17 protein-coding genes and 1 pseudogene are annotated in these 19,970 nt (G+C 65.9%); 6 read left to right on the top strand and 12 right to left on the bottom strand.

The features are described from left to right. Nucleotides 1–553 (bottom strand): annotated as a pseudogene (locus tag VJS90_RS03570) (polyphosphate kinase); the annotation flags it as partial. 91 nt (nucleotides 554–644) lie between these two features. Here VJS90_RS03570 and mnmC point away from each other — a divergent pair. The 5 genes from mnmC (at nucleotide 645) to VJS90_RS03545 (ending at nucleotide 7,981) form a co-directional block, all read left to right on the top strand. Beyond that, the gene (mnmC, locus tag VJS90_RS03565; RefSeq protein ID WP_324119171.1) at nucleotides 645–2,618 is read left to right on the top strand and encodes a bifunctional tRNA (5-methylaminomethyl-2-thiouridine)(34)-methyltransferase MnmD/FAD-dependent 5-carboxymethylaminomethyl-2-thiouridine(34) oxidoreductase MnmC; all 1,974 of its coding nucleotides are present in this window, start codon (nucleotides 645–647) and stop codon (nucleotides 2,616–2,618) included. Nucleotides 2,619–2,917: 299 nt separating this feature from the next. Beyond that, complete coding sequence (locus tag VJS90_RS03560) at nucleotides 2,918–4,705, top strand: N-acetylglutaminylglutamine amidotransferase (RefSeq protein WP_324119169.1); 1,788 nt, start codon at nucleotides 2,918–2,920, stop codon at nucleotides 4,703–4,705. 3 nt (nucleotides 4,706–4,708) lie between these two features. Then, nucleotides 4,709–6,454, top strand: coding sequence for an N-acetylglutaminylglutamine synthetase (gene ngg / locus VJS90_RS03555; protein ID WP_324119167.1), 1,746 nt, complete (start codon nucleotides 4,709–4,711; stop codon nucleotides 6,452–6,454). Nucleotides 6,455–6,468: 14 nt separating this feature from the next. Further along, nucleotides 6,469–7,653 (top strand): osmoprotectant NAGGN system M42 family peptidase, encoded by a 1,185-nt coding sequence (locus VJS90_RS03550; protein ID WP_324119165.1) that lies wholly within the window; start codon nucleotides 6,469–6,471, stop codon nucleotides 7,651–7,653. Nucleotides 7,654–7,753: 100 nt separating this feature from the next. Beyond that, entirely contained in the window at nucleotides 7,754–7,981 is a 228-nt protein-coding gene (locus VJS90_RS03545; RefSeq protein ID WP_324119163.1) for a YheU family protein, read from the top strand. A gap of 7 nt (nucleotides 7,982–7,988) precedes the next feature. On the opposite strand, the gene csrA is transcribed toward VJS90_RS03545, so the two are convergent. From csrA to VJS90_RS03530, 3 genes are all read right to left on the bottom strand, one after another. Beyond that, entirely contained in the window at nucleotides 7,989–8,189 is a 201-nt protein-coding gene (gene csrA / locus VJS90_RS03540) for a carbon storage regulator CsrA (RefSeq protein ID WP_324119161.1), read from the bottom strand. Nucleotides 8,190–8,317: 128 nt separating this feature from the next. Continuing rightward, complete coding sequence (locus tag VJS90_RS03535; protein ID WP_324119159.1) at nucleotides 8,318–8,650, bottom strand: YnfA family protein; 333 nt, start codon at nucleotides 8,648–8,650, stop codon at nucleotides 8,318–8,320. 162 nt (nucleotides 8,651–8,812) lie between these two features. Continuing rightward, entirely contained in the window at nucleotides 8,813–9,628 is an 816-nt protein-coding gene (locus tag VJS90_RS03530; RefSeq protein ID WP_324119157.1) for an SDR family oxidoreductase, read from the bottom strand. 211 nt (nucleotides 9,629–9,839) lie between these two features. On the opposite strand from VJS90_RS03530, the gene VJS90_RS03525 reads away from it, so the two are divergent. Further along, a complete protein-coding gene (locus VJS90_RS03525; protein ID WP_081016659.1) occupies nucleotides 9,840–9,992 on the top strand; it encodes a DUF3309 family protein in 153 nt (50 codons plus the stop codon). A 93-nt stretch (nucleotides 9,993–10,085) separates the two neighbouring features. Here VJS90_RS03525 and VJS90_RS03520 read toward each other — a convergent pair whose 3' ends face one another. The 8 genes from VJS90_RS03520 to VJS90_RS03485 all read right to left on the bottom strand — a co-directional run bounded on the left by VJS90_RS03520 (nucleotide 10,086) and on the right by VJS90_RS03485 (nucleotide 19,862). Then, entirely contained in the window at nucleotides 10,086–11,813 is a 1,728-nt protein-coding gene (locus VJS90_RS03520; RefSeq protein WP_324119153.1) for an ATP-binding protein, read from the bottom strand. 23 nt (nucleotides 11,814–11,836) lie between these two features. Further along, entirely contained in the window at nucleotides 11,837–12,463 is a 627-nt protein-coding gene (locus VJS90_RS03515) for a response regulator transcription factor (protein WP_324119150.1), read from the bottom strand. A gap of 26 nt (nucleotides 12,464–12,489) precedes the next feature. Further along, nucleotides 12,490–13,674 carry a hypothetical protein gene (locus VJS90_RS03510; protein WP_324119149.1) on the bottom strand — a complete coding sequence of 395 codons (1,185 nt, stop codon included), beginning with the start codon at nucleotides 13,672–13,674 and terminating at the stop codon, nucleotides 12,490–12,492. Further along, nucleotides 13,671–14,408: a molecular chaperone gene (locus tag VJS90_RS03505; protein ID WP_324119147.1), complete on the bottom strand. Its 738-nt coding sequence runs from the start codon at nucleotides 14,406–14,408 to the stop codon at nucleotides 13,671–13,673. The genes VJS90_RS03510 and VJS90_RS03505 overlap by 4 nt, the downstream gene beginning before the upstream one ends. A 160-nt stretch (nucleotides 14,409–14,568) precedes the next feature. Continuing rightward, nucleotides 14,569–17,073 (bottom strand): CS1-pili formation C-terminal domain-containing protein, encoded by a 2,505-nt coding sequence (locus tag VJS90_RS03500; protein ID WP_324119145.1) that lies wholly within the window; start codon nucleotides 17,071–17,073, stop codon nucleotides 14,569–14,571. Nucleotides 17,074–17,168: 95 nt separating this feature from the next. After that, nucleotides 17,169–17,648 (bottom strand): CS1 type fimbrial major subunit, encoded by a 480-nt coding sequence (locus tag VJS90_RS03495; protein WP_324119143.1) that lies wholly within the window; start codon nucleotides 17,646–17,648, stop codon nucleotides 17,169–17,171. 247 nt (nucleotides 17,649–17,895) lie between these two features. Further along, nucleotides 17,896–19,554: a cation acetate symporter gene (locus VJS90_RS03490; RefSeq protein WP_324119141.1), complete on the bottom strand. Its 1,659-nt coding sequence runs from the start codon at nucleotides 19,552–19,554 to the stop codon at nucleotides 17,896–17,898. Then, a complete protein-coding gene (locus VJS90_RS03485; RefSeq protein ID WP_324119139.1) occupies nucleotides 19,551–19,862 on the bottom strand; it encodes a DUF485 domain-containing protein in 312 nt (103 codons plus the stop codon). The genes VJS90_RS03490 and VJS90_RS03485 overlap by 4 nt, the downstream gene beginning before the upstream one ends. Nucleotides 19,863–19,970: the final 108 nt, after the last annotated feature.

Raw genomic sequence — 19,970 nt, 5'->3', positions numbered from 1 at the left:
CGGATTGTTGCCAGTCCAGCGGGCTGATGCGCCAGCTGTGCAGCGGATCGTCGTTCAGCGCCTTGAGCCGCGCTTTCATTTGTTTCTTGGAGAGGTGAAACCAGAATTTGAAGATCAGCGCGCCTTCGTCGCACAACATCTTCTCCAGCCGTTCGGCGCCGTTAATGGCTTGATCGAGTCGCGGATCCTTGAACAAACCATGAACCCGCCCTTGCAGCATCTGGCTGTACCAGTTACCGAAGAAAATCCCCATGCGCCCCTTGGCCGGGAGCATCCGCCAATAGCGCCAGGCGGGTGGTCGAGCCAGCTCTTCGTCGGTTTGCTGGTCGAAGGTGCGGACCTCGATCAGGCGCGGGTCCATCCATTCGTTGAGCAGCTTGACCGTCTCGCCCTTGCCCGCGCCCTCGATGCCGTTGATCAGCACGATGACCGGAAAGCGCGCCTGCTGATGCAGCTTGTACTGGGCTTCGAGCAAGGCTTGCCGCAAGGCGGGCACTTCGGCGTCGTAGGTGTCCTTGTCAATGCTATGACCGATTTGCGCGGATTCGAACATCATTGCCTCCTTACCTGGATTGCCAAGACTAGCGGATCGGGCGCCGCCTGATGGGCTAGAATGCCGGACCCGCTGTTTGCCGAGCCCTACCATGTCCGACACCACCCCGCCCTCTTACGCTCAGATCGATTGGGACGAACACGGCCGCCCCCATTCGCGGCAGTACGACGACATCTATTTCTCCAAGGACCAGAGCCTTGAGGAAACCCGTCACGTGTTCATCGAGCAGAACCAGCTGCGCCAGCGCTTCAGCGCGCTGGACGAGCAGGCGTGCATGGTGATTGGCGAGACCGGGTTTGGGACCGGGCTCAATTTCTTCTGCGCCTGGCAGATGTTCGCCGCGCTCGCGCCGGCCACGGCCCGGCTGCATTTCGTCAGTGTCGAGAAGTACCCGCTGAGCCGCGATGACCTGCAGCGTGCGCTGCAGTTGTGGCCTGGGCTGTCGACATTCACCAGTGAGCTGCTCGGGCAGTATGTCGCCGTGCACCCCGGCTTCCAGCAGTTCAGCCTGGCCGAAGGACGGGTCACGCTGACCCTGATGATCGGTGATGTCCTCGAGCAACTGCCACAGCTGGATGCGCGCATCGATGCGTGGTTTCTCGACGGCTTCGCGCCGGCCAAGAACCCGGACATGTGGACGCCGGAGCTGTTTGCGCAGATTGCCCGGTTGTCTGGGCCGGGGACCACCCTGGGCACGTTCACCAGCACGGGGTGGGTGCGCCGCGGGTTGATGGCGGCAGGCTTCGTGATGCGCCGTGTGCCGGGGATCGGCAAGAAGTGGGAAGTGATGGGCGGGGTTTTCCAGGGGGAGGCCAGCCAGCAGTCAGCCCCCTGGTACGCCCGCCCCCGCCCGCCCGCCGGGCCCCGCGAAGCGCTGGTGATCGGCGCCGGGCTGGCCGGCTGCGCGACCGCGCGGAGCCTGGCTGTGCGCGGCTGGAAAGTCACGGTGCTGGAGCGGCATGACGCGGCGGCGCGGGAAGCGTCCGGTAATCCCCAAGGGGTGCTGTACCTGAAGCTATCGGCCCATGGCACGGCGCTGTCGCAGATGATCCTGGCGGGCTTCGGCTACACCCGCCGCTGGCTGGAGCGCCTGCAGCGCGGCCAGGACTGGGATGCGTGCGGGGTGCTGCAACTGGCGTTCGATGACAAGGAAGCCGCGCGGCAGGCCAAGCTTGCCGCCGCGTTCGACAACTCCCTGCTGCAAGACCTCGAACGCGCCCAGGCCGAGGCGATCGCCGGCGTGCAACTGCCCAGCGGCGGGTTGTTCTACCCCGAAGGTGGCTGGGTACACCCGCCTGCGTTGTGCCAGGCCCAATTGCGCCATCCTGCGATCGAGCTGCGCACGCACCATGAGGTGATCAGCCTGCGCCAGGCCGAAGGCAACTGGCAGGCCTGGGACGGCGAGCGTTTGCTGGCCAGCGCACCCGTGGTGGTGCTGGCCGCCGCCGCTGAAATCCGCCGTTTCGAGCCCTGCGCCGGGCTGCCGCTCAAACGCATCCGCGGGCAGATTACCCGCCTGCCAGCGACTGATGCGAGCCGTACGCTAGGGACGGTCGTGTGTGCCGATGGCTATGTCGCGCCGCCCCGTGGTGATGAACATACCCTCGGTGCCAGCTTTGATTTTCACAGTGAAGACCTGACGCCGACCGTGGCGGAGCACCAAGGCAATCTGGGCTTGCTGGATGACATTTCGCCGGATCTTGCCAGGCGCCTGGGCGCGGGTGAGCTTGATCCCGCTGCGCTGCAGGGCCGTGCGGCGTTCCGCTGCACCAGCCCGGATTACCTGCCGATCGTCGGGCCGGTGTCGGACCCCGCGTCCTTTGCCGACGCGTATGCCGTGTTGAGCAAGGATGCGCGTCAGGTGCCTGATACCGCGTGTCCCTGGCTCGATGGCTTGTACGTCAACAGCGGCCACGGTTCCCGCGGCCTGATCACCGCGCCCCTCAGCGGCGAGCTGATCGCCGCCTGGATCACCGGCGAGCCCCTGCCCCTCCCCCGCCCCGTGGCCGAAGCCTGCCACCCCAACCGCTTCCCGCTGCGCGAGCTGATCCGCGGCAAGCGCTGAGCGCGGAGGATTTCAGGGTCTGGTTCCAGCCTTTCAGGCCACCGGACCCGCTGTGTCAGCGCCGGCCTCTTCGCTGGCAAGCCAGCTCCCACAGGTTTTGCCATGCACCATAAAATCTCCCCAGAGTCGTGCACCGCTCCCCGTTATGAGGCACAACGCTACTCGTACGTAGGTCACGGTCCGCATGGCCGGTGGTCACATATAACTTTTTGATCTAAAACTCCTGCAATCCACACCGGTCGATTACTAACTGCCCCACCTTGGGGCGTTTTCCCCAACGGCAAAACCGGTAAGGACTTATGTGCGGACTAGCTGGAGAGTTACGTTTCACCCCGATCGATCAGGCACCACGCCCGGCGGACCTCGCCGCTGTCGAACGGATGACCCATCATCTCGCGCCTCGAGGCCCTGACGCCTGGGGCTTCCAGAGCCAGGGGCCGATCGCCCTGGGCCATCGCCGCCTGAAAATCATGGACCTGTCGGATGGCTCCGCCCAACCGATGAGCGACAACGCGCTGGGCCTGTCCATGGCCTTCAACGGCGCGGTCTACAACTTCCCTGAACTGCGCGCCGAACTCGAGGCGCTGGGTTATGCGTTCCTGTCCGATGGCGACACCGAAGTGCTGCTCAAGGGCTACCACGCCTGGGGCGAGGCGCTGTTGCCCAAACTCAATGGCATGTTCGCCCTGGCGATCTGGGAACGCGACGCGCAGCGGCTGTTCCTGGCCCGCGACCGGCTGGGCGTGAAGCCTTTGTACCTGTCGCAGAACGGTGAGCGCCTGCGCTTTGCGTCGACCTTGCCGGCCCTGCTCAAGGGCGGCGACATCGACCCGATGCTCGACCCGGTGGGCCTCAACCACTACCTGAACTTCCATTCCGTGGTGCCGGCGCCGCGCACCTTGCTGGCCAACGTGCAGAAGCTCGAGCCCGGCACCTGGATGCGCGTCGACCGCCACGGCAAGGTCGAGCGCAAGACCTGGTGGCAGCTGGAATACGGCCCGCGCGCCGACGAGCAGAACCTCACCCTCGAGGACTGGACCACCCGCGTGCTGGACGCCACCCGCGAGGCCGTGGCGATTCGCCAGCGCGCTGCCGTGGACGTTGGCGTGCTGCTGTCGGGCGGTGTCGATTCGAGCATGCTGGTCGGGCTGCTGCGCGAGGTCGGCGTCGACGACCTGTCGACCTTCTCGATCGGTTTCGAGGACGCTGGCGGCGAGCGTGGCGACGAGTTCCAGTATTCGGACCTGATCGCGCGCCACTATGGCACCCGTCATCACCAATTGCGCATCGACGAGCGCGAGATCATCGAGCAGCTGCCGGCCGCCTTCCGCGCCATGAGCGAGCCGATGGTCAGCCATGACTGCATCGCCTTCTACCTGCTGTCGCGTGAAGTGGCCAAGCACTGCAAGGTGGTCCAGAGCGGCCAGGGCGCGGACGAGCTGTTCGCCGGTTATCACTGGTACCCGCAGGTCGATGGCGCCAGCGACCCGTACGCGGCCTATCGCGACGCCTTCTTCGACCGCGGCTACAACGAATACCGCGACACCGTCCAGGCCCCGTGGCTGCTGGACCATGACGCGGCGGGCGATTTCGTCCGCGAGCATTTCGCCCGCCCGGGCGCGTCCGAGGCCGTGGACAAGGCGCTGCGCCTGGACAGCACGGTGATGCTGGTCGACGACCCGGTCAAGCGGGTCGACAACATGACCATGGCCTGGGGCCTGGAGGCGCGCACGCCGTTCCTGGACTATCGCCTGGCCGAGCTGTCGGCGCGCATCCCGGGGCGCTTCAAGCTGCCCGACGGCGGCAAGCAGGTGCTCAAGGAAGCCGCGCGCCGGGTCATCCCCCATGAGGTGATCGATCGCAAGAAGGGTTACTTCCCGGTGCCTGGCCTCAAGCACCTCGAAGGCGCGACCCTGGGCTGGGTGCGCGACCTGCTGACCGACCCGAGCCAGGACCGTGGGCTGTTCAACCCCGCCATGCTCGACCGTCTGCTGAGCAACCCGCAGGGCCAGCTCACCCCGCTGCGCGGCTCCAAGCTGTGGCAACTGGCGGCACTCAACCTGTGGCTCAGCGAGCAAGGAATCTGATCGATGAAAGCCCACGCAACCGCCTACGAGCAGCGCCTGCAGCGCGTGCAGACGCCGTCCTACGAGCGCCTGCAAGCGCGTCTGGCCGGGGACGGCAGCGAGCCACACGACCAGCCGCGTGCCCTGCACTGCGGCTGGGGCCGGCTGCTGATCGGCCACACCTACCCGGACCCGGCCTGCCTGGCCCAGGCGTTGCTGGAAGAGCAGCCCGGCGAGCGTGACATCGCGCTCTACGTGGCGGCCCCTCAGCAGGTGCTGGCGCAGTCGCCGCAGCAGCTGTTTCTCGATCCGTCCGACACCTTGCGCCTGTGGTTCAGCGACTACCGCCAGTCGCAGCGGGTGTTTCGCGGGTTCCGCATCCGCCGGGCCCAGGCCGAGGCCGACTGGCAGGCGATCAACCAGCTGTACCAGGCGCGCGGCATGCTGCCGGTCAACCCCGAGCTGCTGACCCCGCGTCACCTGGGTGGCCCCGTGTACTGGCTGGCCGAGGACGAGGACACCAACGCGGTGATCGGCAGCGTCATGGGCCTGAACCACAGCAAGGCCTTCGATGACCCGGAGCACGGGTGCAGCCTGTGGTGCCTGGCGGTCGATCCGCAGTGCAGCCGGCCAGGCGTGGGCGAGGTGCTGGTGCGGCACCTGGTCGAGCATTTCATGAGCCGGGGGCTGGCCTACCTTGACCTGTCGGTACTGCACGACAACCGCCAGGCTAAGCGCCTCTATGCCAAGCTGGGCTTTCGCAACCTGCCGACCTTCGCGGTCAAGCGCAAGAACGGCATCAACCAGCCACTGTTCCTGGGCCCTGGCCCCGAGGCCGGGCTCAATCCCTACGCGCGGATCATCGTCGAGGAAGCCTACAAGCGCGGCATCGACGTACATGTCGACGATGCCTCGGCCGGGCTGTTCACCCTGTGCATGGGGGGACGGCGCATCCGCTGCCGCGAGTCGCTGAGCGACCTGACCAGCGCCGTGAGCATGACCCTGTGCCAAGACAAGAGCCTGACCCAGAAAACCCTGCAGGCCGCCGACCTCCACGTGCCGGCGCAGCAGATGGCCGGCAACGCCGACGACAACCTGGCGTTTCTCGAAGAGCACGGCGCGGTGGTGGTCAAGCCGCTCGATGGCGAGCAAGGCCATGGCGTGGCGGTCAACCTGACCACCCTGGAGGAGATCAACCAGGCCATCGAGCAGGCCAGGCGTTTCGACAGCCGCGTGCTGCTGGAAAGCTTCCACGAGGGCCTGGACCTGCGCATCGTGGTCATCGGCTACGAAGTGGTGGCCGCGGCCATCCGCCATCCGGCCGAGGTGATCGGCGATGGCGTGCACGACATCAAGACCCTGATCGAGGCCCAGAGCCGCCGTCGCCAGGCCGCGACCGGCGGTGAAAGCCGTATCCCGATGGACGAGGAAACCCAACGCACCTTGCGCGGCGCGGGCCTGGACTACGACAGCGTGTTGCCCTCGGGCCAGCGCCTGGCCGTGCGCCGCACCGCCAACCTGCACACCGGTGGCATCCTCGAGGACGTCACCGACCGCCTGCACCCGGTGCTGGCCGATGCCGCCGTGCGCGCCGCCCGCGCGCTGGACATTCCGGTGGTCGGCCTGGACCTGATGGTGCCCGCCGCCGACCAGCCCCACTACGTGTTCATCGAAGCCAATGAACGCGCGGGCCTGGCCAACCATGAACCGCAACCCACCGCCGAACGCTTCGTCGACCTGCTGTTTCCGCACAGCCGCCCGAACGTTTGACCCCAGGAGTGCGCATGCCTGAACAACCCCTCGAACCCGACCTGGATTATTTGCAGAAGGTGTTGCTGGAGATGCTTGCCATCCCCAGCCCCACCGGCTTCACCGATACCATCGTGCGCTACGTGGCCGAGCGCCTCGATGAGCTGGGTATCCCCTTCGAGCTGACCCGCCGTGGCACCATCCGCGCCACGTTGAAAGGCCGGCAGAACTCACCCGACCGCGCGGTCTCCGCGCACCTGGACACCATCGGCGCCAGCGTGCGCGCATTGCAGGACAATGGCCGGCTGTCGCTGGCGCCGGTGGGCTGCTGGTCGAGCCGCTTTGCCGAAGGCAGCCGGGTCAGCGTGTTCACCGACACCGGCGTGTACCGCGGCAGCGTGCTGCCGTTGATGGCCAGCGGGCATGCCTTCAACACCGCGATCGACCAGATGCCGGTCAGCTGGGACCACGTCGAGGTGCGCCTGGACGCCTACTGCGCCACCCGTGCCGACTGCGAGACCCTGGGGATCGGCATTGGTGACTTCGTGGCCTTCGATCCGCTGCCCGAATTCACCGAAAGCGGTCACATCAGCGCCCGCCACCTGGATGACAAGGCCGGCGTCGCGGCGCTGCTCGCCTCGCTCAAGGCGGTGGTGGAGAGTGGCCGGCAGCCGCTGATCGACTGTCACCCGCTGTTCACCATCACCGAGGAAACCGGCTCCGGCGCGGCCGGGGCGTTGCCTTGGGACGTGAGCGAATTTGTCGGCATCGATATCGCGCCGGTGGCGCCTGGGCAGGCGTCCAGCGAGCATGCGGTGAGCGTGGCGATGCAGGATTCGTCCGGGCCGTACGACTATCACCTGTCGCGGCACCTGTTGAAGCTGGCCGGCGAGCATGAGTTGCCGGTGCGTCGGGACCTGTTCCGGTATTACTTCAGCGATGCGCATTCGGCGGTGACCGCGGGGCACGACATCCGCACGGCGCTGGTGGCGTTTGGCTGTGATGCGACGCATGGGTATGAGCGCACGCACATCGACAGCCTGGCGGCGTTGAGCCGGTTGTTGACCGCTTACCTGTTGAGTCCGCCGGTGTTTGCCAGTGACTCGCACCCCGCCAATGGGTCGCTGGAGCGGTTCAGTCACCAGATCGAGCATGATGCCCAGATGGAAAGCGATACCCGCGTGCCGCCGGTGGACAGTCTGGTTGGGAACAAGAGCTGATTGCTTTGTCGTCTGCGGGTTCTGGGGCCGCTTCGCGGCCCCAAGATCCCACGATTCAAGTAGCATCCTCTTACACCACCCAACCGAACCGCAGAAAACCATGCTAATCCCCTACGACCAGCTCGAATCCGACACCCTCACCCGCCTGATCGAGGACTTCGTCACCCGCGACGGCACCGACAACGGTGACGACACACCGCTCGAGACCCGGGTGCTGCGCGTGCGCCAGGCCTTGGCCAAGGGCCAGGCGTTCATCCTGTTCGACCTGGAAAGCCAGCAGTGCCAGCTGCTCGCGCGCCACGACGTGCCACCCGAGCTGCTCGACTGACCAGGGTTCAGGCACTCCCCGCCTGCTTGGTCGCCTGCTTGGCCTCCTTGGCCTGGATGCGCCGATAGACTTCGGTGCGGTGCACCTTTATCTCGCGCGGGGCGCAGATACCAAACCGCACCGCGCCGCCCTCGACGGAGATCACCTTGATCTTGATGTCGTCGTTGATGGCGATCACCTCACCCACTTCGCGTCCAATCACCAGCATGCTCCGATCCTCCAGCCTCAGGGAAAACCCGAGACTGCAACGGGCCGAGCCGCCGGTTCAATGATCCAGTGGTGAATTAGGCCAGTCCTACAACAGAAGGTAATTTCTCCTACAGACGCGTCCTACATTCAGCCTTGTTGCAAGCGTGGACCGAGCACGATGATGCTCGCGCCGATCACGCAGAACAGAGCGCCGAGCCAGTCGCTGCCCAGAGGGCGGGCTTTTTCCACCAGTGCCAGCCAGAGCAGTGAGGTGACAATGTAGATGCCCCCGTAGGCGGCGTAGGCCCGTCCGGCGTAGGCGGCTTCGACGCGGGTGAGGATCAGCGCGAACAAGGTCAGGCTGAACAGCGCGGGGACGACCCACAGGGCGCTTTTGCCCAGGCGCAGCCAAAGGTAGAAGGCGTAGCAACCGGCGATCTCGAAGACCGCCGCGAGGAAGAACCACAGGTAATTGATCATGCAAGGCATCCGGCCAGTGAAAGACAGTGCACCATACTGGATCGCGGGACAAGCCCGCTCCCACAGGTACTGCGGTGGCTTCACAGAAATCTCTGAATCTCTGAAGCTCTGAATCCAGAAGGTGCGTTGGTCTTGGCCGCGGAGCATAAACGATCCGGCGTGTCAGGGTTGTCCTGGACGCCCCTTGGCGCGCATCTTCGCGGCCATGTCGGCCATTTCATCGTAGAGCCGCTGCGGCGCCTGCTGCTTGAGCTGCCAGGCCAGGCGGCCGGCTTCATGGGGAAGAATGAGGAATTCGCCGGCTTCGACCCGCTGGTGGATGTAGTCGGCGATCTCGGCAGCCGTGATCGGCGAGCTTTCAAGCAACTTGGCGACCTGGGCCTTCATCGCGGGCGCAGGGCCGCGGAAGGAGTCGAGCAGATTGGTCTGGAAGAACGAGGGACACACCACGTGCACCGCGATGTCCAGCCCGCGCAGCTCGACCAGCAGGCTTTCCGAAAGCGCCAGCACGCCAGCCTTGGCGACGTTGTAGTTGCTCATGCCAGGCGCCTGCATCAGGGCGGCCATCGAGGCGATGTTGATGATGCGGCCCTTGCTGCGCTCGAGCAGCGGCAGGAACGCCTTGCAGCCCTTGACCACACCCATCAGGTTGACGGCGAGCTGCCAGTCCCAGTCTTCCAGCGACAGCTCGCCGAAGAACCCGCCCGAGGCGACGCCCGCGTTGTTGACGATCGCATCGATGCCGCCGAGCTTTTCCTCGCAGGCCTGGGACAGTGCGATGAGCTGGCTGTAGTCGCGCACATCGCAGTGCTGCACGAAGCCATCGCCGCCCGCCTCGCGCACCTGCGCCAGGGTCTCTCGCAGGCCGGGCTCGTTGATGTCGGCCAGCGCCAGTTGCCAGCCCTCGCGGGCCCAGCGCAGGGCAATCTCGCGCCCCAGCCCCGAGCCTGCACCGGTGATCATCATGCGGTTGCGCATAGCGGCCTGCCTGTGTCGTGGAGGAAAGTGCCTGGCAGTGTAGCCAGGCATGCCCACGCAGCAGGGTGGTATCAGGCCGGTGAATGGCGAAAGCAAAGGGATTTAAACTTTTGCGCGCGTGCGCAAGTCCCATTCTACACGTGGCCGAGTTAACCGCGGCCGCAGGGAAAGCAGTACCTGGACACCCCCTTTATCACGCAAGGACAACGACATGACCACGATCCTGATCATCATCCTGATTCTGCTATTGATTGGTGGCTTACCCGTGTTCCCCCACTCGCGGTCCTGGGGCTATGGCCCGTCCGGCATCATCGGCGTCGTGCTGGTGGTGTTGCTGGTGTTGTTGTTGCTTGGGCGGATATAAGGCCTGAGAGATAGTGCAAAGGCGCTGTCGGCACTTGTAGAAGATTGAGAGGCCGCCGCTGTAACTGTGGGAGCTGGCTTGCCAGCATAGAGGTCAGACCTGACACCATGAGTGTATGGCGAGAGCTTCGCCCTTTTCGCTGGCAAGCCAGCTCCCACAGGTTCGGCGGTGCGGCACAGTGCACGTACACACAGCAGGCGGGGCCCTGCCCGCCTTGATGCCCTTGCAGATGCCGGCCAGGGAGCGGTCGAGCTGTTTCACCGCCGCCTGCAACACCTCCACCGCCACCGCCAGCTTCCCGGACATCCTCGCCTTCTCGTTGCAACGCTTCTCCACCTGCTCGCACGCGCTGATCACCCGCTGCGCCCGGATAATCCGCGCGCCACCCTTGAGCCGGTGCGCCAGCGACGCCAGAGCCCCCAGGTCCTCACCGTCCGCCAGCACCTCCAGCCGCTGCAGATCGCGCAGGTTGGTATTACGCAGTTCATCGAGCAAATCCCCGAGCGCCGCGGGGTCACACAGGGTCATGCGCTGCAGGTTGCCGATGTCCAGCCCGCTGGCAGCGCCCCGCCCAGCATGCAAGGCCTGCCCCAGCCCCTGTATGCCCAGTGGCTTGAACAGGCAGTCGTCCATGCCGGCGGCGCGGCAGCGCTGGCGCTCGTCGGGCACCGCGTTGGCGGTGAAGCCCAGGATCCGGCACGCGGGCTTGCCGCGGCGGCGCTCGTGCTCGCGCATGGCGCGGGCCACGGCATAGCCGTCGAGCAGGGGCATGTTGCAGTCACAGATCACCACGTCGAACGGCATGCTCAGCCAGCACCGCAAGCCTGCGACGCCATCCGCGGCTTCATAGGGCTCGTGGCCGAGCCGGGTCAGCTGCTGCTTGAGGAGCATGCGGTTCACCCGGCAGTCATCGATCACCAGCACACGCTGGCCGCCCGCGCGGTCCTGCGGCGACACGGTCAATCCCTGGCCGGTCTGCGCCTGGGCGGTCACCAGGGGCAGCTCGAGCTGGATCTCGATGCGCGTGCCCTGGCCGATACAACTGTGCACTTGCATGCGCCCGCCCATGGTCTCGCACAGCGTGCGGCTGATGCCCAGGCCCAGCCCCGCGCCGGTGCGCGCCGTGCAACCTTGCCCGCTGGCGCGCCAGAACGGCTCGCCCAGCCGGGCCAGGTCGGCCTCGGCGATGCCGATGCCGGTGTCCTCGACGGTCAGGCTCAAGGCAATCCGCCCGCCCTCGGCGCGGGCGGTCATGCTCACGCTCACCTGGCCCTGCTGGGTGAACTTGATACTGTTGCTGATCAGGTTGCCCAACACCTGCTTGAAGCGCAGCGGGTCGAGCATGACCTCGGCATCCACCTCGCCCTGCAGCTCCGTGACCAGTTGCAGCCCCTTGCTGTCCGCCTGCTGAGCCCACAGCTGGACGATACGGCCGATCTGCTCGCGCAGGTGCACAGGCTGCGGGGCCAGCTCCAGCCGGCCGGACTCGATGCGCGAGATGTCCAGCACGTCGCCGATCAGCTCCAGCAGACTGCGCGAGGCATCGGCGGCCACATCGATGGACAGGCGGTCAAGCACGCCTTCGGCGGCCTTGTGCGAGGCGAGTTCAAGCATCCCCATCACGGCGTTCAAGGGTGTGCGGATTTCATGGCTCATGGTCGCCAGGAAGCGTGACTTGGCGTGGTTGGCGCGCTCGGCGTCCTTTTTCGCGCGGCGCAGCGCGTGGATCTGGCGGCGCAGCAAGCGCTGCAGGCGGTCAAGGCTCCAGCCCCAGGCCAGGGCGCCAGCGAGCAGGCTGGTCAGCAGGATAAGCGACAGCATGTACGGGGTCACTGGCGGCGCCCCTAGATCAACTGGTGTCGCCTGGCCAGGTCGGCCAGGTCGATCAGTGAACGCACGCGCAGCTTCTCGATCAGCCGCCCCTTGTAGGTGCTGACGGTCTTGCTGCTGAGCAGCATCGCCGCGGCGATCTCCTTGTTGGTCATGCCGCGGGCCAGCTGCTGCAGGATCAGCACCTCGCGGTCGCTGAGGCCGGCCAGGCACTCGGCCTCGGTGGCGCGCAGGTCATGCCGGTTGACCGAGCTGAGCGTGACGTCCGGGAAGTAGGTATACCCCGACAGGATCGCGCGTACGGCCTTGCTCAGCTCCTTGAGGTTGTCGGACTTGGAGACGAACCCCGCCGCGCCCGCTTTCATGCAGCGCAGCGAGAACGACTCGGGCAGGTGCGAGGTCAGCACCAGCACCTTGGTCGAGGGGTCCATCGCCCTGACGCGGGTGGTGACTTCAAAGCCATCGAGCCCAGGCATGGTGATGTCGAGGATCACCAGGTCAGGTCGGGTATCGCGCGTCAGGCGCAAGGCATCGATGCCGTTGTCGGCCTCTCCCACGACCTTGATGCGGTCCTGGCGCAGCATCATGCAGACACTGGCGCGGATGAAGGGGTGGTCGTCTACTACCAGGGCTTTGTACATGATCCATCCTTATTGGAAACAGGGTCCTACAGCTCGGAGTCGAACACGATCGTCACCTGGCCGGCGTATTGCTTGCCCGCGTGGGGCAACATGCCCGGCACATCGCTGCCAGCCACGTCGAAGTGCAACTGGCCTGTGCGGTTCGACGTCGGCTGGATCGCTTCGAGCGCGATCGCCGACTCGCGGCCCGAGGGTATCCGCAGGCGCCTTACCGGCTGGCCCTGGTAGCGGATGCCTTCGGGCAAGGACATCGCGACGTCCAGCGGCACCACGTGGCGCACGTCGTTGCGAATGCCGCAGCGGCTGCCCACGCTGTACTGGCACAGCTTGTAGACGCTGACCGGGCCGGTGGACCAGACCTGCATGGGCAGGTCGCGCAATAGCCGCTGGGGTGGCCTGCCACGGGTCAGCCAGCCTTCCCAGCCGCCAGGCGGCTCCAGCACAGCGATATCGGAACCGGGCGGGAACGACAACAGGAACAGGTGCTCGACATCGAGCACGAAGTTCACCCGCACCACGTTGGTGTTGAGCTCGGTGACGTTGTCGCCGAAGTCGAAATCGCCGCCCGGGCCGATGGTCAGGTCAAGGCTGCCACGGTAGATGCCAGGCTTCATGCGATAGGGCTGCGGCGTGATCAGCAGGTAGGTAATGGCCATCTCCGACACGGTGGCGGTGATGACATCGGCGGCCGTTGCCCGGCGGCTCACGCCATAGCAAGGAGACGGTGCGGGGGGGTTGGGGTAGTACCAGATGAACGGGGTGGTACGCCCTATCATGATTGTCCGGTAACTGCAGCCGCCCTCCAGGGTGGCCGAATAGACGGGGCTCAATACCCAGTTCGAGGCGCTCACCATCTGGGCGACAGCACGCACCTGGAAGTCCAGCCCAAAGGATTCGCCGGTTGTCTCGTGGAAGATATCAAGGCGCTTGCGCGAAGGCGGCTGGATGAAGAACTGCTCTCGCGGCTCGCCGAGCGCGACTCGCTTGGCGTAAGTGATCGGAAGGTCCACCAGGCTTTGGGTGGTGCACGGCTCGCTCCAGCTGCCGCAAAAGTCGGCGACGGGCGTGGTGTTCTCGAACTTGTCATTGGACCCGCCCCGGTAGCGCGCCGAGATCGTCACCTCGAAGGCCGCGGCCACAGGGGCCGCCAGCGCCAGCGCCAGGCCCAGGAAGAACGGCAGATAGCGTCGCCGCGCAAGTGCCATGCTCATCCCTCCACCACCAGGCTCTTGTGGCCCTGCCCTTCGTGCAGTTCGAACTGGAACACCGGCCCGCCTGGCCCGCTGAACTGCCGGGTGCGCCCCGGCAGCAGATGGTGCTTGGTCGCCGGCGCGCAGCCCTCGCCCGGCGCCTGGCACTGGCGGAAATGGTCCAGCACCACGGTGCTGTTGCCTTCGTTGACCACGGTCAGCGTGCCGGCTTGCGCGCTGGCCGCGGTCTGGTAATGGCTGTCGGCGGGCCGTACGAACAGCAGCGAGCCGTAGCCGGCCAGCAGATTGACCCCCGCCTTGAGGCTGTCGGCGTAGGCCTCGGCCTCGGCCTCGTTGACCGCGAAGCCGTCGTTGACCTCGGGCAGCACGGGGATGAAGCGCACGCGAAAGTAGCGTTCCTTCGAGCGCTTGCCGCGGTACAGCAGGCGCACGGACTGGATGCCACGGGCCGGCACGATCAGCCGCGCCGGGCTGACCACCAGGCCACGCTCGTCCAGCGGCATGGATTCGAGGCTGACCTCGCGCGCCTCGCCCTTGTCGTCGTACACCAGTTCCGCGACGCTGACCTTGACGAAGGCAGTGGTGTCGCCGCTGTTGCGCACGCGCTTGAGCAGCGTGCTCTTGCCGCCATCGATGTAGTCGTACAAACCGCCGATGTTGAGCTCGGGCGCGGCGGACACGGTGGCGGGCAACATCAGCAGCGCCAACAGCGCGCAATACATATTTCTATTCATCCTGAAACCCCGCAAATATTCGGTGGTGGCCAATCAATACTACTCACTCAAAACCGGCAGAAACGCCGCGCTGGCACTAAGGGACGCTTCCTATAACCAACAGAGAAATTTCCTACAGTCCTTTCCGCTAAAACGCTTCCATATGTTTCTTGAACCCACGTTACGAGCCGCTTCTATGTCTTGATGTGTCGGCGTCCGCGAGACTTTCCGGGCGGCAACGCTGGTCCCCCGCCATCAGCAGATCGTTTTCCCGAGTCAGCCGGTCTGGCTCCAGGCTGAGCAGGCAGGCGGCCTGCCCTGCCATGCGCACCTCGAGCACCGGCGTCGACTCGCTCATCTCCACCGCGAAGAAGCCGTCGGCCTCGGTGACGCTGCGGCTGGCGTGATTGATGACCTGGGCGCCGCTCAGGCCTTTGCCCTGCTCGTCGAGCAGACGGCCCAGCACCGTGACCGTACGCATCACCCGCAACTGGCGGTATTCGATGCCGCCGCGGTTGAGGTGGTAGTCGAAGCTGTTGGGCTGGATCACCGCGGGCGGGGCGTGCTTGTCGTCGAAGTCCACCTGCACCAGCCCGGCCTTGTAGGCCATGACCGGCAACACGTTGCGGCCAGGGTGCAGGGCGGTGCTGAGGCCTTGGTAGTCGTCGGCGCGCAGCTCGATGGCGTCCAGGTCCGACTCCACATCGATGATCAACCCGGCCTCGTGGGCCAGGTATTGCCCGCTGGCCGCCAGCTTGCCGTCGCCCAGGGCGACCATGCTTTGCAGGTTGAGGCCTGCGCTGAGCTCACCGTTGTAGGACGAAGTCTGGGCGTAGGCGTCGCCGCTGAGCACGGCGCTTTCGAACTGGGCGTTGCCGCCCACGCCCGCGCCGTAGCGGTCCAGGGTGGCGGTGGCGCCGAGGGTGCGCAGCGCGCCGAGGCCGACGTCCTGCTGGTAGGCGAGCGAGGCGTTGTGGTCGCGCCCGCCGTCTCGCGAGGTGCGGCTGCCGACGGTCGCGGACAGGCGCCGCCCTGGCGTGCCCAGGCTCATGCTCAGGCTCAGGTTGACGCCGCGGTTGCGCGCTTCGCCAGTGCTGGCGCTGCCAGGGCGGTCGAACACCGAGAACTGCCAGTTGGCGTTGGAGCCCGCCAGCTTGCCGAACTGCGTCCAGCCCAGGTCGATGCCCATGCCGTTGCTGGCGCCCGTGCTGTGGGACAGGCGCATCGTCGCGGTGCTGCGCGGGGTCAGGCGGTGGCTGAGCGACAGCGAGGTCTGGCTGATTTCCCGCTGGCGCGCCAGCGGCCTGCGCGCGCCGCGGCTGGCACGTGCGCGCTCCGGCTGGGTCCAGGACTGGCTGTGGCTGAACACCATCGAGCCCAGGTCATGGTTGTACAGGGCTTGCAGGTCGTAGCCATTGCCCAGGCCCTGGGTCTGGTTGAGGTTGCCATAGAGCTTGAAGCGGTCGAGCACGTCCCAGTCCAGCGAGGTGGCGTACTGCATGGCCTGGTCGACGTGCTGGGCCGACGCGCCGAGCACCGCGCGCGGGTGCAGCAGGTAGTTGAACATCGCGCCGCCGCTGAAGCTGTCGTCGTGGTCGTTGTCCCAGTTGCTCAGGCTGCTGGTCTGCTGGCCGGCGTAGATGTTGTAGCGCCAGCGGCTGTCGCTGTTGCTCCAGTTCGACGGCTTGTAGATGAAGGCTTCGCTGCGCGAGGTTTCCTGGCCATCCTCGACCAGGCGCACCTCGACCTGGTAGATGCCGCCGGGCAGCACGCGGGTGTCGAGGGTCTGCAGGCCGGGCTGCACGGGCTGGCTGTTGATCAGCACGCCGTTGCGGTAGATCTCGGCGATGCCCTGGCGGTTGGGCGTGACGTAGACCGGGGTGGTGCTCGGCTGGCCGTTGTCGATCAGCAGGCTGTCGCTGCTGCCGAGCATCAGGCCCAAGGTAGTGTCCGGACTGTTGCCGAGCAGGCGCGGCTGACGGGTCAGGCCCTGGGCACTGGGGGTGAAGTAGCCGAGGCGGTAGAAGTGCTCATCGACAAGGCGCTCGGCGTAGAGCTGGTCGAGGCGGTAGCGGGTACCCTCGCGCTGGTCGCTGCCCCGGTCGAGCTGGGCGTCGGCCTGGGTGGTCCAGTTGCCCAGGCTGCCCTGCCCCTGCATGGCGTAACGGCCACTGGTGTCGCGGCCGCTGCCCACCAGGTTGAGCTGGTTGCGCAGCAGCAGGCCGTAGCTGCCGTGTTCTGGCTGGGTGTGGTAGCGCGCGGCGGGGCCGCTTTTTTCAGCGTCGAAGGTCAGCAGCGACAGCTGTGAATTGGTCAGGCTGTAGTGGATCGCCCGCAGGCCGTCGGGGCAGTTGGCCTGACAGTCGCCCAGCGCAAGGCCTTCGGCCAGGCGCGCCTGCCAGCGCTTGCGCAGCGCTGCCGGCTCGCGGCTTTCCTGGGTGTCGGTGAATTCGATCAGTTGCACGCGCTCGTCGCGGCTCAGCACCACCATGGCGTCGCCCAGGTAGCGGCCGTCGAGCTCGACGCGCACGGCCAGCGGCACGTCGAAGAAGTGCGCTTCGAATTCCTTGGGCAAGCCCTGTGCCTGGGCCACGGCCGCCAACGCCGCGGGGGGCGTCTGCGCCCAGGCCGGCAGCGCGCATAACCAGGCGCAGAGCGATAAGGTGATGGGGTGGAATCTGTTCATGGCCCTGCCTGCAAGCAATGTCCTCCCCTGCCCGGCGCGAATCGCTACGGGCAAGGTGGGACAAAAAGGATGAAGGGGCTTGGATCGCAGGCGGATCAGGGCGCGGCGGTTTCGAACATCATGTTGACCAGGCCCTGGTAGCTCCCGGGCGTGAACGTGCCGCCGGCAGGCGTCTTGGCGGTGATCACGAAGTCCATCACCGCGCCTGGCGTGGCCTGGGCGGCATTGAGGATCTCGGCCGAGGTGGTGGTGAGGTCCGTGGCGCCGACCTTGACGTTCAGATCGATGGCGTCCAGGCCGCTGGTGACCACGGCGGGCGAAGTCAGGTAGCCGGTGATAGGGCCGATGGTGCTCTTGGCCTGCAACTGATGGCGGATTTCGCCGAAGGCGGCCTGGGTCGGGTTCCAGGGCAGCTCCTGCGGATCGTTCATCCAGTCGCTGCCGATCGGCTCGACATAGAAGGCGGCGGTTGGCACCACGGCGGTGACCAGCACCTGCTTGGCGATCGGATCAGCCGCCTGGACAGCGCCCGCGGCCAGCAAAACGAAGGGAAGAGCCTTGAAGAGGGATTTCACGAATAGTTCTCCTTGAACACCTGCGAATACGCCGCAGGAGCGTGCCATGCCGGCTGGATGCCGTTGGCGGGGAGGATTATTCGCTCCCGTACAGGGGGAGAAAGCAGGACATTTCCGACAGCGCCTCGGAAATTTCCGACAGCAGATGTGGGGGGGATTGCCCGGGATGGCACGGCTGTCCCCCCGCCGGCATCCAGACAGACAAGCCGCCTTTCGGCGGCTTGTCTGTCACTCGAGGGTGTGGTGATCAGTGCGAAACCGCGCCCGAAGCCCCCAGCCCGGTCTGCGACCGGACAAACTGCGGGTAGAACAGCGCGCGTTCCTTGTCGGCCGCCTCGGACTTGTCGGTGACCGAGAAGAACCAGATCCCGGCAAAGGCAATCAGCATCGAGAACAGCGCCGGGTATTCGTACGGGTAGATCGCCTTCTCATGCCCGAGGATCTGCACCCAGATGGTCGGGCCGAGCACCATCAGCGCCACGGCGCTGATCAGGCCAAGCCAGCCGCCGATCATGGCGCCGCGGGTGGTGAGCTTTTTCCAGTACATCGAGAGCAGCAGCACCGGGAAGTTGCAGCTGGCGGCGATGGAGAACGCCAGGCCCACCATGAAGGCGATGTTCTGGCTTTCGAACAGGATGCCCAGGCCGATCGCCAGCACCGCCAGGGCGATGGTGGTGATCTTCGAGACGCGGATCTCATCCTTGTCGTTGGCCTTGCCCTTGCGCCAGACGCTGGCGTACAGGTCGTGGGACACCGCCGAGGCGCCGGCCAGGGTCAGGCCTGCGACCACCGCGAGGATGGTGGCGAAGGCCACGGCCGAGATGAAGCCCAGGAAGATGCTGCCGCCCACGGCATCGGCCAGGTGCACCGCCGCCATGTTGTTGCCGCCGATCAGGGCGCCGGCGGCGTCCTTGAAGGCCGGGTTGGTGCTGACCAGCAGGATCGCGCCAAAGCCGATGATGAAGGTCAGGATGTAGAAGTAGCCGATGAAGCCGGTGGCGTAGAGCACGCTCTTGCGCGCTTCCTTGGCGTCGCTGACGGTGAAGAAGCGCATCAGGATGTGCGGCAGGCCGGCGGTGCCGAACATCAGCGCCAGGCCCAGGGAGAACGCCGAGATCGGGTCCTTGACCAGGCCACCCGGGCTCATGATCGCCTCACCCTTGGGGTGCACGTCGATGGCCTGGGAGAACAGCGCGTTGAAGTCGAAGTTGACGTGTTTCATCACCATCAGCGCCATGAAACTGGCACCGGACAGCAGCAGCACGGCCTTGATGATCTGCACCCAGGTGGTGGCGAGCATGCCGCCGAACAGCACGTACAGGCACATCAGGATGCCCACCAGGATCACCGCGACGTGGTAGTCCAGGCCGAACAGCAGCTGGATCAGCTTGCCGGCGCCGACCATCTGCGCGATCAGGTAGAAGGCCACCACCACCAGCGAGCCCGAGGCCGACAGTGTGCGGATTTCCTTCTGCTTGAGGCGGTAGGAGGCGACGTCGGCGAAGGTGTACTTGCCCAGGTTGCGCAGGCGCTCGGCGATCAGGAAGAGGATGATCGGCCAGCCGACCAGGAAGCCGATCGAGTAGATCAGGCCGTCGTAGCCGGAGGTGAACACCAGGGCGGAAATCCCCAGGAAGGAGGCGGCCGACATGTAGTCGCCGGCGATCGCCAGGCCGTTCTGGAAGCCGGTGATGCGCCCGCCCGCGGCGTAGTAGTCCGACGCTGACTTGTTGCGCTTGGAGGCCCAGTAGGTGATGCACAGGGTGGCGCCGACGAAGGCCACGAACATCAGGATCGCGGCGACGTTGAGCGGTTGTTTCTGCACTTCGCCGGTGAGGGCGTCGGCGGCCCAGACGGCCGGGGCGAAGGCCGTGAGGGCCAGGGTTGCCAATGCGGGCCGGATCATTGCTGCGCCTCCTTGAGGATCGCCTTGTTCAGGTCATCGAACTCACCGTTGGCGCGACGCACGTAGATGGCGGTGAGGATGAACGCCGAGACGATCAGGCCGACGCCCAGGGGAATGCCCCAGGTGATCGACGAGTCGGCGCTGATGCGCGCGCCGAGCACTTGCGGACCGTAGGCGATCAGGAGGATGAAAGCGCAGTAGAGGCCGAGCATGATCGCCGAGAGAATCCAGGCGAAGCGTTCGCGTTTGCTGACCAGTTCCTTGAAGCGCGGACTGTTCTGTATCGAGAGGTAGATGCTGTCGTTCATTGTTTTTGTCCTAGCAGCACAGAGTAGGTAAAACCCAGCCCTACTTTATGCCTGCCTTGGACGCCAGCCAGACGACCTTAGTCTTAGATGCAACGGTGTGTTACTGAA

Source organism: Pseudomonas sp. (assembly GCF_035277045.1).
Classification (GTDB): Bacteria; Pseudomonadota; Gammaproteobacteria; order Pseudomonadales; family Pseudomonadaceae; genus Aquipseudomonas.
Note: the sequence above shows the minus strand (reverse complement) of the source record. Positions and strands in the feature narration are given on the sequence as shown.